This window comes from Bacterioplanes sp. CLAM21 (assembly GCF_059641015.1).
This window is the reverse complement of sequence record NZ_CM184929.1, coordinates 344,886-357,925: the sequence shown is the minus strand read 5'-3', so window position 1 is coordinate 357,925 and position 13,040 is coordinate 344,886. Positions and strand designations below refer to the sequence as shown.

The 13,040-nt window shown below is 48.4% G+C and carries 11 protein-coding genes; 6 read left to right on the top strand and 5 right to left on the bottom strand.

What is annotated here, in order from left to right:
- Positions 1 to 216: 216 nt before the first annotated feature.
- Complete coding sequence (locus tag AC55FS_RS01630) at positions 217 to 702, top strand: SMI1/KNR4 family protein (RefSeq protein WP_496934321.1); 486 nt, start codon at positions 217 to 219, stop codon at positions 700 to 702.
- Between the two features lie 398 nt (positions 703 to 1,100).
- Here the strand turns inward: AC55FS_RS01630 and AC55FS_RS01625 are convergent, their stop codons facing one another.
- Positions 1,101 to 1,688, bottom strand: a complete 588-nt coding sequence (locus AC55FS_RS01625; RefSeq protein WP_496934320.1) for a hypothetical protein — start codon at positions 1,686 to 1,688, stop codon at positions 1,101 to 1,103.
- Between the two features lie 507 nt (positions 1,689 to 2,195).
- On the opposite strand from AC55FS_RS01625, the gene sodC reads away from it, so the two are divergent.
- Entirely contained in the window at positions 2,196 to 2,726 is a 531-nt protein-coding gene (sodC, locus tag AC55FS_RS01620; protein WP_496934319.1) for a superoxide dismutase [Cu-Zn] SodC, read from the top strand.
- Between the two features lie 1,085 nt (positions 2,727 to 3,811).
- Positions 3,812 to 4,372 (top strand): DNA-3-methyladenine glycosylase I, encoded by a 561-nt coding sequence (locus tag AC55FS_RS01615; RefSeq protein WP_496934318.1) that lies wholly within the window; start codon positions 3,812 to 3,814, stop codon positions 4,370 to 4,372.
- 156 nt (positions 4,373 to 4,528) lie between these two features.
- On the opposite strand, the gene AC55FS_RS01610 is transcribed toward AC55FS_RS01615, so the two are convergent.
- The 3 genes from AC55FS_RS01610 to AC55FS_RS01600 all read right to left on the bottom strand — a co-directional run bounded on the left by AC55FS_RS01610 (position 4,529) and on the right by AC55FS_RS01600 (position 8,955).
- Entirely contained in the window at positions 4,529 to 5,050 is a 522-nt protein-coding gene (locus tag AC55FS_RS01610; RefSeq protein ID WP_496934317.1) for a hypothetical protein, read from the bottom strand.
- A 639-nt stretch (positions 5,051 to 5,689) separates the two neighbouring features.
- Positions 5,690 to 7,588 carry a tRNA uridine-5-carboxymethylaminomethyl(34) synthesis enzyme MnmG gene (gene mnmG, locus AC55FS_RS01605; RefSeq protein ID WP_496935931.1) on the bottom strand — a complete coding sequence of 633 codons (1,899 nt, stop codon included), beginning with the start codon at positions 7,586 to 7,588 and terminating at the stop codon, positions 5,690 to 5,692.
- Between the two features lie 335 nt (positions 7,589 to 7,923).
- Positions 7,924 to 8,955 (bottom strand): hypothetical protein, encoded by a 1,032-nt coding sequence (locus AC55FS_RS01600; RefSeq protein WP_496934316.1) that lies wholly within the window; start codon positions 8,953 to 8,955, stop codon positions 7,924 to 7,926.
- A gap of 317 nt (positions 8,956 to 9,272) precedes the next feature.
- Between AC55FS_RS01600 and AC55FS_RS01595 the strand changes: the two genes are divergently transcribed.
- The 3 genes from AC55FS_RS01595 (at position 9,273) to AC55FS_RS01585 (ending at position 11,684) form a co-directional block, all read left to right on the top strand.
- Positions 9,273 to 9,821 (top strand): TetR/AcrR family transcriptional regulator, encoded by a 549-nt coding sequence (locus AC55FS_RS01595; RefSeq protein ID WP_496934315.1) that lies wholly within the window; start codon positions 9,273 to 9,275, stop codon positions 9,819 to 9,821.
- 167 nt (positions 9,822 to 9,988) lie between these two features.
- Complete coding sequence (locus AC55FS_RS01590; RefSeq protein ID WP_496934314.1) at positions 9,989 to 10,828, top strand: metal-dependent hydrolase; 840 nt, start codon at positions 9,989 to 9,991, stop codon at positions 10,826 to 10,828.
- An 82-nt stretch (positions 10,829 to 10,910) separates the two neighbouring features.
- Positions 10,911 to 11,684 carry a substrate-binding periplasmic protein gene (locus tag AC55FS_RS01585; protein WP_496934313.1) on the top strand — a complete coding sequence of 258 codons (774 nt, stop codon included), beginning with the start codon at positions 10,911 to 10,913 and terminating at the stop codon, positions 11,682 to 11,684.
- Here AC55FS_RS01585 and mnmE read toward each other — a convergent pair.
- Entirely contained in the window at positions 11,643 to 13,040 is a 1,398-nt protein-coding gene (gene mnmE / locus AC55FS_RS01580; protein ID WP_496934312.1) for a tRNA uridine-5-carboxymethylaminomethyl(34) synthesis GTPase MnmE, read from the bottom strand. The genes AC55FS_RS01585 and mnmE overlap by 42 nt on opposite strands.

Sequence of the window (13,040 nt, the reverse complement as noted above, 5' to 3'; positions counted from 1 at the left end):
CCACAGCGGGTAATACGCTGGTGCCGTTAAACGGGCGATGGCTGTGTGTAAGGGGCTTGCTATAGCTGAACTGATGAAAGAAGTCTGGATCAATAGATACAATTGGCAAAGACAGTTGTTTTCCAACGAAGCACAGTAGCGCTGTGCGGTCATTTACCGGAGTGATTAGATCCGCTTTATGCTACTAATTTTTTCCACTGCAGATGATAAGGCAAAATGTCAGACTTTAAAGAAGTATACAATAACTTGATTACAAATGGAGTGATCGGGCGGAATAATACAGGGTGCTCCTACCATGAAATTAAAGTAATTGAAGATAAGTACGGGATTACTCTTCCTAAATCCTACAGAGATTTTTTAGAAGTCTGCGGAAAGGCATGCGAAGTATTCGATGAAAATGAATTTTATTACCAATATAAATATGTAGAATGCATGACTGAACAGTTATTGCAGGACCGGATAGAACTGATTCAGGAGGCTGATGAGTTCGAGGATTATAAGGAATTTCCAGAGAACATATTTTTCATATTGGATCGTTATGGTGAAGAGTACCTTTACATTATTGCGGAAGGCGGAGTTGACACAGGAGTGTACTATCACAATTACCCTGACGATACATTTGATCTAATATACGATTCTGTGGGCGACTGGTTCAAAGTACATGCTTTGGATATGAGAAAATTAAGAGATAACAGTTTTTAAGGAAAGCAGAAACCCAGAACAACAATTCCACCAACACAATTCAACGAGCAACACGGACACCCATCCCAAGTCCTTAAACTAATCGCAGTTGTCGGTTCACTTCGAGTGGACAGGTTGACGCTCACATTGACCTGTAGCTGGCTGACACGGGAGTTTATACACCTCTGGGCACCGAGCAATATTATTGCAGCTGATAAAATAGAACTTCACCAAGTTTCAATCTTGATTAAATCGGCGCCATTCAGCCAGAGATTTTTATTTTTCAGGGATTATTTTAAAATTTCACAAACCCATCTGACCAACTACCAAAAACATAGCACTCCATTGATATGCCCTATGGGTAAGAATTGCATCCTTAGGTTCGTATAATTGCCATGAGAATAAAGTGATAAAACATATCAAGATCCAGATTTATTATTAAACTCCATATTAATAACTTCATTAACATCTGGGCTTCCTTTGATGTAAATAAAGGTGTCTACAAGCTGAAAGAGATTTTTCTTCTTCTCTTCAATTTCACTTTTAATATAATAAAAATTGAATGTATATGTCATCATTATCCCATCATCTGAATATATTCCTGGGCGTTTTTTTATGAATATGAATCTATCTTCCGAATACACCCCGTATTCAGGCTTGGCTTCTACTCTATATCGGTGATAGCCAATATCATTTTGGTTTTTGTGTTCAGAAACATCAATCGTTATTCCCCTATATTTCTTGTTGTAGTATTCGACACCATAATCCAGATATTGTTGTACCTTAAGATTGTTCGGCACAACAGAAACGACCAATCCACCGACATGCTCTCCTTTGAAGTGAATTTGAATCTTCCTCATTGAATGAGGGTTGAAATCCAAGCTAACGTCATCACCATAGGTAAACGCGAAGCCCAGATCATTACTGTCGAATACTTCTTTACAAAGGGGTTCTACCGACAACGACAATGCTACAATCCCGAACAGTACTAACCTTATACTTTTCATGAACATTTATCCTTAGATTCATTTCGATACCATTCAGGAGACAGTACATACAATGCAGACATCCATCAAAACCTTTTCTTCCCGACAAGTAATAGTGCAACAGGTATTGTACTGCCGCATACACAGCACCGAGCAACACGGATACCCACCCAACACTCCGCCGTTTTTAGCGTGTCTGTTAGCCGCCTGAGCTGGTTATGGCGGTGTCCAAAAAACCTAGGAAGAACCCCATCAGCACGGTTCCGCGTCGTAACCTTTTCAATAATCGCCTCTGTCACTATTCCGAGACGACGCCATTTGCCAGAAAAGAAGACTCAGTCCCCCAAGGCTGTTTTGCAGTGCCACATAAACTTTCGTCATTTTTTCTTAAATGATTCCTTAAAGAAAGCTATCAGCGACTTAGTGCTAAACAATGAGCTTTTGCTGCGCTGTTGGTTAGACTCAGCGCAGTAGATAAGCTCCAAGAAGCGGCTGGCTCAATATACATTAATAAATAATGGAAAACTTATGACTATTCGATCAAACGCTACCATTTTATCGATGGTATCCGCACTGGCTCTGCCAATCAGCGCTACCGCCATGCAAGTTGATATGCAGTTGCTCAATGCCAACGGTAATCAAGTGATTGGCCATATTACCCTGGAAGACAGTGATTATGGCCTGGTGCTTACCCCGGTCCTTGAGCAACTGACACCTGGCATGCACGGCTTCCATATACATGCAAAAGGGAGTTGTGCTCCGGCGAACAAAAATGGCAAGCAAGTGCTGGGCGGCGCTGCCGGAGGCCACTTTGATCCGGACAATAGCAAGCAACACGGTTTGCCTTGGACAAATGGCAATCATAAAGGTGATCTGCCAGCCTTGTTCGTTGATGCCAAAGGAAAGGCTGAATACGCCGTATTGGCTCCACGGCTGACTCTCGAAGACGTTAAGGGCAAGGCCATTATGGTCCACGCCGGAGGCGATAATCACTCAGATCACCCTGCACCTCTCGGAGGCGGTGGTTCGCGTATGGCCTGTGGCGTGATTCCTGAATAATAACAGTGCTCTACCAGAGAGCATGCTGGCCTAAAAGACGCGAATAATGACTTAATGCCCCATAGATTAGATCTGCGTTCTGGCTGGCATGCCATCAGAGTGTGATTGCCTAGCTTATACTTTTAGTACTAGTTAAAACGGCGGATCACTGTGTGTTCCAATTTCAAGTCGTTCTTTCTGACAACGACAGCGTTTGCAATAACATACCGGAGACGAAATGTTGCCACCACGGAAAATCTACTTCAAAGAAGAAGTTATCGGTTACCTGATTGATGGGAATGCCGATACATTTGTTGTGTGGGGAACTTGGAAGTGTATAAGGTCTTCAGCCTTGCAAGACTTCTATAAGTCAATTGAAGAAGGGCAGGAAACTGTTGTTCATATTGGATCTCCGGTGTCTGTTCTGTTTGGACTGGTTACAGAGAAACCATCGCGCTGCATTGAGATTAATTTGACCTCATAGACAGCACATAGATTATCCTCAAACTTTTGGTTTTTCAGAAGAAGAACACGGACACCAACTCCAAGCTCTACAAATTTCAGTGCCTCTGCTCGCCGCTAAAGCTCACAATGGTGGTGCACATAAAAGCTGGGCAAAAATCCCGTCAGTGTTATGCCGCGTCGCAGCCTTTCAATAATCCCCTGCCGCTCCGCCCAATCGGCCTAAGATGCCGCCGTTAGCCTGCGTAGCTGACCAGGCTGCGCTGCATGGATGCAGAGCAAGGAAACAGGGCGCGGGATTCGCTCTGTTTGCGTGCCGCCCGTGGGCAAGCAGGCTTACGGATAAACGCCATCTCGGCTGGGAGCGGGATTGTTAAGGGGGGCGACCCCCCCTTAACTGATTAAGCCCGAGCGCAGCGGGCGAATTATCTCGATGACCATTCAGGATAAAATAGGGGAAGCTATTCCACTAAGCGATTTTAAGTTACTTATTTGCAGCCAAGCAATTTAATTTCAGCAGAAAATGTGGCAAGGCATGCAAATGCTTAAACTTGTTAAGCCATTCTGGATCGAAATAGACTCCCTCCCTTGCCAGAGCCGCTGTTTTGATTTTGAATGGGCTCAATTGACCTGAGAAAAGATCTATGAAGCGTTGTCCTTGGTCCGAGTCATCAGAACGAGAGATCCATTACCACGACCATGAATGGGGCGTGCCCGTCCATGATGATCGACTGCTATTTGAAATGCTGATTTTAGAAGGGGCCCAGTCGGGGCTTAGCTGGGCAACCATTTTGCAAAAACGAGCAGGCTATCAGAATGCATTTGATCAATTTGATGCCGAAAAGATCGCCAAATATACCGACAAGAAAATTGAAAAACTGCTCGCTAACCCAGACATAGTGCGCAATAAGCTAAAGGTCAATGCTGCCGTTACCAATGCCAAATGTTTTTTAGAAGTCCAGAAAGAATTTGGAAGCTTTGATGCTTTTATATGGTCTTTTGTGAATGGCAGCCCCATTAACAACCAATGGACATCTGTTGACCAAGTACCGGTATCCACACCCGAGTCCGATGCTATGAGCAAAGCTTTAAAGAAGCGAGGCTTTAAGTTTATTGGTACAACCACCTGTTATGCCTATATGCAGGGCGTGGGTATGGTTAATGACCATCTAACGTCCTGCTTTCGATATAATCAGGTTAAATAATGATTGCTGGAATTTACATCGTTATAAGAGATTAGGGTGTGTATCCATGCAGTCTAATAGAAATAGTAATTTTGATGGTATACTGTTCGCTCTCTTTTTATCTATTTTCTAGTTCAGATTTTTTCTTAAAGAATAGTATCTACCACTGTTAAACGGTTAACTATTTTTTCTTGACATATCTTCCTTTAACCGAAGAAATATACATGTGAAATGGGAAATAAAAATAGCAATAACTGCATACAAGTACATATTCGAGCGAACAATGTCACGATAGGACATATAAGTATCTACAGACACATCTTCACCAAGAAAAAGCTCGCCATCAACTTCAACATCAAACAGATACCTTATAGATGAGCGAAAAAATAAATCATCGTAATATACAAAACACACTTCTTTGCCAACCAAACCACTCAGATAATCTCTTACCTCATCCCGCTTGCCGATCATAAACTCAAGCTTTTCATATCCTACAAGATAGGAATAGCTTCCCGTCCCTTTATATCGACGACGGTAACTTTCGCCTTTATAAATACCACATATTTTTTCACTTTTTTCGATATCCTGGGGAGACATACGCCAAGCATCATATTCCCCCGACAAGCAAGAGTACAAAATAAACAACAGCGCGAGCCAACCCACGGGGGAAACTAGCCCTTTACAGTAACCACTAGACATAGTGTTATCTTTCTCTTAGCGACTCATTACCATAGCGAAATACAGGAGTTAGAAAGAACTCACTGGTACGCAGACTACCTGTTTTTCCAGCGTTACCTCCATTCCCGTTTGCTACTCCAAATGAGCAAACGGCACTCGTACAGAAGCAGAAATGCCTACACCAAACTCCAAAGTTTTCAGCCCCTCTGGCAGCCGCCAGAGTTCGCAGTGTCTGTACCCATTAAACTAAACGGGAACCAACCACTTCTATGCCGCGTCGTAGCCATTCAGTGATCGCCTCTGTCGCTACGCCCAATCGGCCTAAGATGGCGCCGTTAGCCTGCGAAGACGACTAGGCTGCTCTGCATGGACGCAGAGCAAGCAAACGGGGCGTGGGAATCGCCCTGTTTGCGGGCCGCCCGTGGGCAAGCAGGCTAACGGATAAACGCCATCTCGGCCGGGAGCGGGATTGTTAAGGGGGGCGGCTCCCCCTTAACTGATTAAGCCCGAGCGCAGCCGGGCGAATCACTCAGCCAGCCCTAGCGCGTTATTCACAATGTGATAAACAGCGCCTGGGAAGCCATGGCAAGCAGGTTAACGGATAAACGCCATCTCGGCCGGGAGCAGGATTGTTAAGGGGGGTGGCCCCCCCTTAACTGATTAAGCCGTCATCTGGCTGGCCAGCCGGTTCTTTTTCAGATGAATCAGAATCTGGCTGATGGCGGCCGGGGTAATGCCGGAGATGCGTGATGCCACGCCCAGAGTCGCTGGGCGTACCTGGTTAAGCTTTTGTTTTACTTCATTGGATAAACCACCAATGCCGTCATAATCGAGGTCTTCTGGCAGGGCGGTGTTTTCATAGCGGCGCAGCTGCTCAATTTCCTCCAGCTGACGGGCAATATAGCCGTCGTATTTGGCTTGAATTTCAACCTGCTCTGCCACTTGTGGGTTATCCACAGGTTCGCCTTTAAGGCCGGCGACATCGGCATAAGTGAGCTTTGGTCGCTTGAGCAAATCGTGCAGATTGTACTCGTGGCTAATAGCAGCTTCACCCAACGCTTCTAGCTGCTTGGCAGCTTCGGTGTTGGGTTGCACCCAGCTGGTTTTCAGGCGCTGGCTTTCGGCTTCGATGGCATCACGCTTGGCGTTAAAGGCGGCCCAGCGCTGATCGTCGACCAGGCCCAGCTCACGGCCGATTTCAGTCAGGCGCAAATCGGCATTGTCTTCACGCAGCACTAAGCGGTATTCCGCGCGGCTGGTAAACATGCGATAGGGCTCTTTGGTACCCATGGTGATGAGATCGTCGACCAGTACGCCTATGTAAGATTGGTCGCGGCGCGGCACCCAAATGTCTTTATCTTGCGCGCGCAGGGCGGCGTTTACACCGGCCAGCAGGCCTTGGGCACCGGCTTCTTCGTAACCTGTGGTGCCGTTAATTTGGCCGGCAAAATACAGGTTGTGGATAAACTTGGTTTCCAAGCTATGGCGTAAATCACGAGGATCAAAAAAGTCATATTCGATGGCATAGCCAGGGCGCGTGATATGGGCGTTTTCAAAGCCACGCATGCTGTGGATAAGCTGTAATTGCACATCAAATGGCAATGACGTGGATATGCCGTTGGGGTACAGCTCATTGCTGGTTAAGCCCTCGGGCTCAACAAATACCTGATGGCTGTCTTTATCGGCAAAGCGCATCACCTTGTCTTCAATCGACGGGCAGTAGCGTGGGCCAACACCTTCGATCACTCCGGCATACATAGGCGAGCGGTCGAGGTTATTGCGGATTACGTCATGGGTTTGCTCATTGGTATGAGTGATGTAGCAACTCACTTGCTCTGGGTGCTCATCTACCGAGCCCATAAAAGACATCACTGGCAGCGGTGTATCACCTGGCTGCTCTTGCATGACCGAAAAATCGACACTGCGACGATCAATGCGCGCAGGAGTACCGGTTTTTAACCGGCCAACGTTAAACGGCATCGCTCGTAAACGCTCAGCCAAGGCAATCGACGGCGGGTCACCAGCACGGCCGCCTTTGTGGTTTTCCATTCCAATGTGGATAACTCCACCCAGGAAGGTACCTGTGGTTAACACCACGCTAGTAGCAAAGATGCGCATGCCAGTGTTGGTCACAACGCCTTGCACAGTACTGCCGATACCGTCGCCGGCAACGATCAAGTCGTCACAAGCGGCCTGAAAAATATCGAGGTTGGGCTGGTTTTCCACAATCTGGCGAATGGCAGCGCGGTACAAGGCGCGGTCGGCTTGCGCCCGTGTAGCGCGGACCGCTGGGCCTTTACGGCTGTTCAGGGTACGAAACTGAATGCCGGCTTTGTCCGTGGCCCGCGCCATGGCGCCGCCCAGAGCATCAATTTCTTTCACCAGGTGGCTTTTACCAATGCCACCGATGGCCGGATTGCAGGACATCACCCCGACGGTATCTGTGTTGTGAGTCAGTAACAGGGTTTTACTGCCAGCACGCGCCGCTGCCAGCGCAGCTTCGGTACCTGCGTGTCCACCGCCGACCACAATCACATCATAACGAACCGGATAATCCACCATTCACCTCAAAAATATTACCGTGGCCTTACCGCAAGGCCGCAAAAGGGCGCGCATTATAACAGCGAAGTCAGCCAACGGGCAGCGCTTTGTGCAAATTTTAACCAGCAAAGTTATGCCCGTTATCCACAACCGGCTTATACCTGTGATCAGAGTTATTCGACCCACCCACAGTTTTAAGCAAAAAGCCTATGTTTCAGTGCCTTAGGATGTTGATAAAGCTTTGGATGAGTGGGGATAAATGAAGTGTTCATGGATTTATTCAGACTGTAGATAAAAATAAACCCAGGTCATGCCCGGGTTTTATGCACGCTCTCAACAGAGTTACCAACAAGTTAAGCAGTAGATGAGTCGTCGCTGGATGAATCGTCGCTGGATGAATCGTCGCTGGATGAATCGTCGCTGGATGAATCGTCGCTGGATGAATCGTCGCTGGATGAATCGTCGCTGGATGAATCGTCGCTGGATGAATCGTCGCTGGATGAATCGTCGCTGGATGAATCGTCGCTGGATGAGTCGTCGCCGGATGAATCGTCGCCGGATGAGTCGTCACCGCTGGTAGGCGCAGCAAAGGTCATAAACAGCAGACGATCGTCGTCGCGTAGATAAAACTCCAGCTCACCGGCGCTGTTAATACCGGCATAGCCGGACATGGGGGTATCGGAATCGACATCGTCACCGGCACAGCTATCGCGATCAGTTAAACTGGCCAAATAAAGATTATTGCTGGTGTTCACTGTGGATAAGGTGCCGCGAAAGTTGCAGCCGCTATTGCTTTCACTGATGCCAAGGCCGGTAAACGTGGCACTGGTATTGGACGCACGTGATAAAAACAACTCGTAACCTTCGGCTGTCCACTTACCCACAGGCGTTAACCGGCCGATGGAGCTGTTGTTGCTCCAACTGCCATCATCGGTGAGTTGCACGCGGCCACTGGTGGAACTATTCACAGCAAAAGCCCCGACCAAGGTATCGTTACTGCTACTGACCGAGGTTAACTGAAGATCAAAGTCGTAGTCTTGGTTAGTGCCGTCAGCCAACAGTTGCTCGGCATCGGCTTCTGAGCCGACATTTAGGCTGTAGCTTTGCAACGCCAATAGCGCCGTTTGCTCGGCACTGGCAAAGGTGACTGTGCCGTAATAACCACGGCTGCTGTCTACGCCATACACATTGCCGTTGTAAATCAGCATTCGAAGGCCGCTGACGCCGTCAAATTCGCCATTCCAGTAGCCGTTTAACGCCTGGGTTGCGGCGGCGACTTCATCGCCTTCATCGTTCGTGACTTCGCTGCTCTTATCAGGTGCCGCCAAACAGGCCGTTAACAATAACGGCGTAACTGCCCAGCAAGATCGTTTTAAACCTGTCATAACCTTATCAACCTTGTGACTAGGGAAGCTGTGAATAACTTTATTATTAGCCGCCTCATAGGGTTATCGGTCAATCACTGAAAAACTGTAGCCTGTTGCTAGCGTAAGCCGTCAGCGGCTTCATTTCGGGCTTTGATAACTCTGCTCATCAATCTAATAGCTTGGTAGTAGATTCTCGGGGTTTCCACACAGCCTGTGTATAACTCTGTGATTTAGTTTTTTATAAGTGTCATCAAGCAAGGCTTGCATTCTGTTGTTGCGCGTGCATAACTAACGTCTGTTAGGCCTATTAACTCTATCCGCAGGGAGAACACCGGATGTCTGAAATGCGTGATCAGCTCAAGATGATAGCCACGGAACAAATTCGCCAAAAAACCCTGGCTGCCGCCAGTTTTCGTGAGCTGGGTAAAGCCGCAGGCATTAAATCCAGTTCAGTGCATTACCACTTTAAAAGCCGCGATGCCCTATTGCTGGAGCTGGCCAAGGATTATCACAAGCACTTCTTTAACGAATTGCAGCGCCGCTGTCGCGATATCAGCAGTCCACGCCAGCGTTTGACCATTTTGGCCGACGTGTTCTGCAATGATCATAAACAGCAGATGCAGTGCTTATGTCAGGCCTATGCTGCCGGAATCGACAGCCTTAATGACGATCACCGCCAAGTGGTGCAAACCTTTTTCACCGAGCTGCAGCAGTGGATCAGCCATAGCCTAGCCAACGCCCGTTTATTGGCGTTGCCACGCGACGAGCTGGCGAAAGTGGTGGTCAGCGCGCTGGAAGGGGCGTTGATGATTGATCGTGGTGAGGCTGAGCAAACCCGTCTGCAAGCCACCAAAGCCTGGCTGGCCACCTTAAGTAGCTTGTAATGGTGTTCAGTTAATCGGTTAAACACATCTCGAAATCGCGATGATCGGGTGAAAGACGGTCATCGCAGCCACTCAGCTCGCAATTAAACTGTCATTAGCTCACCTGTCAGCAAGGCTTTATCGGCGCTAAAGTTTAACCATCAAATAACCCTGCCATAGGTGCCGTTATGACCACAGCTCAGGAAATCAGTGCCAGTATTGAAATACCTGGTCGGAAGATGGATTTTGAATTTGAGCTGGATGATATTCCGCGGCACTGGTTTGCCAACGACGCCTTTCGCTCGACCTATATGAATGCTTTGTCCTGCCTTTTTCCCGAAGGTGAGCGCATGTTTATGGACGCAGTTCGCGCTCATAAAGATAAAATTTATGATGAAAAACTACTTCAGCAAATAAAAGGTTTTATCAAGCAAGAAGCTATTCATGGACATGAGCACGCGCAATATAACGATTATTTAAAAAAGTGGGGCTACCCGATTGACCGCATAAATCGTATAGAAAAGGCCGAAAAAATATGGATGAAAAAATGGGTGCCTAAATCTCACCGTTTAGCCATAACCTGCGCATTAGAGCATTTTACTGCCATTATGGCTCATCAGGTATTAACCGACCCACAAGCAACCGAGGGCATGCATCCGCAATTTAAGCAAATGTGGCGCTGGCATGCCATCGAGGAAACAGAACATAAAGCTGTCGCTTATGATGTTTATCAGCAGGCGGTTGGAAGTTACTGGCTTAGAATTATTACCATGATTAATGTCACTATCATGTTCTGTCTTAGAACCAGTCTTTATCAGGCAGTTTTTTTATGGAAAGACGGTAAATTATTTCATCCAAAAACCTGGTGGAAAGGTTTTGAGTTTTATTTTTTAAAGCCAGGAATGGTAAGAAAAATATGGCGTGATTATTTAGATTATTTTCGCCGTGATTTTCATCCTTGGGATCACGACAATCGTGAGCTACTGGGTCATTGGCAAGCAGAACAGCAAAGCTATAAGACGGTCTGATAGATCATTAGAGTGTTTAGGGCCACAACGGCCCTGACCCTTCTATACTGCTGCTCATAGTTCTCGGTAGCGAGGGGCGACAATGCTTGGTTGCTTTCGATGGTTAACCGTACTTTGGCTAGCTCAAGCCATCGGTACCCAGGCAGACACGTTGCGAGTAGCTGTGGGGCTGGCCTTGCCGCCATATGTTATCGCCGACCAAGACAGTGGCTTTGAGCTGGATATCGTGCGCGAAGCGTTAGCCAGCCAGGGCCATACCCTGATTCCGCTCTACGCTCCCTTTCGACGTGTACCCGAGCTGCTGATGCAACAGCAGGTGCATGCCGCCATTACCGTCACTGAGCAAACCGTGGATAACTCGGCTTTTTTATCTAAGCCCTACATCACCTACCGCAACGTCGCCGTGGCACTGGCCAAACGAAACTTGGCACTGCAATCATTCGCAGACTTACAGCCCTACAGCGTGTTGGCGTTTCAAAACGCGCGTCGTTATTTGGGCAAAGCCTTTCAGCAGCAGGTCGATAAAGCCGCCGATTATCAGGAGGTCGCCCGCCAATCAGCGCAAATCACCATGCTGTACGGCGAACGTGTTGACGTGATTGTGCTTGATATCAACATCTTTCAGTACTATCGCCGGCAAGAGCAAAAGGTCAGTACCCAGCAAGCTGTGGATATCTTTCGTTTGTTTGAGCCTGTGCACTACCAGATGGCTTTTAGTCGCGCACAATGGCGCGACGATTTTGATAAAGGCATTGAGGCACTCAAACGCAGCGGCCGTTACCAGCAGATTATCCAGCAGTACCTCAGTTCTGAATCACTTACCTATACAGAAGCTGCCGAAGATCTCGCCCAATAGATCATCGGCGCTGAACTCGCCGGTGATTTCATTCAATGCCTGCTGTGCCATACGCAGATCCTCTGCCAGTAACTCTCCAGCCGCCATTCCTTGCAGCTGCAAGCGACCCGCTTCCAGTGCCGCAGCAGCGCGATGTAAGGCATCGATATGGCGCCGTCGAGCAAGAAAGCCACCTTCGGCCGCAGCATCAAAGCCCATCACCTGTTTTAAATGCTCACGTAAGGCATCCACACCCTGTTGCAACTTGGCCGACAAGGCTAAAGTCGGTACCGCTTCATCTGTGCATTCACCCACCGCTAACCCCGCCAGATCGGCTTTATTACGGATCACGGTTAAGCGGCCTGATTGCCACAGAGTTTCTGCCAACTCATTAGACTGTTGTTGGCCGTCATACAGAGCGTGTAACAGCGTCAGCGGGTCGGTCTCCTCACTGCTGCTGTCGATCATTAACAATACCCGATCGGCCTGTTCTATCTCTGCCCAGGCGCGCTCAATGCCGATACGTTCTACCTCATCAGGGGCATCGCGAAGGCCAGCGGTATCAATGATGTGCAGTGGCATGCCATCAATGTGGATATGTTCCTTTAACACATCACGGGTGGTGCCAGCGATATCGGTGACAATGGCGCGCTCCTGGCCAGCCAGGGCATTCAACAGCGACGATTTACCGGCATTGGGGCGGCCGGCAATCACCACATTCATGCCTTCTCGTAGCAATGAGCCTTGATTGGCTTCGCGCAGTACAGCCGACAAAGCCTGCTCAACCTCAGTTAACAGGGCATCGACCTTGCCATCTGACAAAAAGTCGATTTCTTCTTCGGGAAAATCAATCGCCGCTTCAACGTACATGCGCAGGTGGATAAGTTGCTCCAGAAGGGTGTGGATACGTTGTGAAAACTCGCCCTGCAGCGAGCGCAAGGCACAGCGTGCCGCTTGCTCAGAGGCAGAATCGATCAAGTCGGCAATGGCCTCGGCCTGGGCCAGGTCCATTTTGTCGTTTAAAAAGGCGCGTTCGGAAAACTCACCGGGGCGCGCCAAACGACAGCCCAATGCCACCACCTGCTGTAACAGCAAATCCAACACCACAGGGCCACCGTGGCCTTGTAGCTCAAGCACATCTTCGCCGGTGAAGGAGTTGGGGCCAGCAAAGAACAAAGCAATGCCTTCATCCAATACTTCGCCGCTGACGGCCTTAAAGGGGCCATAGTGGGCGTATCTGGGCTTAGGGGTAAGACCTAGCACCGCATCGGCCACCTTAAGCGCCAGCGGCCCGGAAATACGAATAATGCCAACGCCACCACGACCAGGGGCTGTAGCAATGGCTGCGATAGAGTCTTGGTGAAGGGCGTGGGTCAT

Bases quoted from the DNA above. Each gene is read 5' to 3' on its own strand.
- AC55FS_RS01595 (WP_496934315.1), top strand. From the start codon at position 9,273: ATGTCTGAAATGCGTGATCAGCTCAAGATGATAGCCACGGAACAAATT.
- mnmE (WP_496934312.1), bottom strand. From the start codon at position 13,040: ATGACCCACGCCCTTCACCAAGACTCTATCGCAGCCATTGCTACAGCC.
- AC55FS_RS01590 (WP_496934314.1), top strand. From the start codon at position 9,989: ATGACCACAGCTCAGGAAATCAGTGCCAGTATTGAAATACCTGGTCGG.
- AC55FS_RS01630 (WP_496934321.1), top strand. From the start codon at position 217: ATGTCAGACTTTAAAGAAGTATACAATAACTTGATTACAAATGGAGTG.
- AC55FS_RS01600 (WP_496934316.1), bottom strand. From the start codon at position 8,955: ATGACAGGTTTAAAACGATCTTGCTGGGCAGTTACGCCGTTATTGTTA.
- AC55FS_RS01585 (WP_496934313.1), top strand. From the start codon at position 10,911: ATGCTTGGTTGCTTTCGATGGTTAACCGTACTTTGGCTAGCTCAAGCC.
- AC55FS_RS01610 (WP_496934317.1), bottom strand. From the start codon at position 5,050: ATGTCTAGTGGTTACTGTAAAGGGCTAGTTTCCCCCGTGGGTTGGCTC.
- AC55FS_RS01615 (WP_496934318.1), top strand. From the start codon at position 3,812: ATGAAGCGTTGTCCTTGGTCCGAGTCATCAGAACGAGAGATCCATTAC.
- AC55FS_RS01625 (WP_496934320.1), bottom strand. From the start codon at position 1,688: ATGAAAAGTATAAGGTTAGTACTGTTCGGGATTGTAGCATTGTCGTTG.
- sodC (WP_496934319.1), top strand. From the start codon at position 2,196: ATGACTATTCGATCAAACGCTACCATTTTATCGATGGTATCCGCACTG.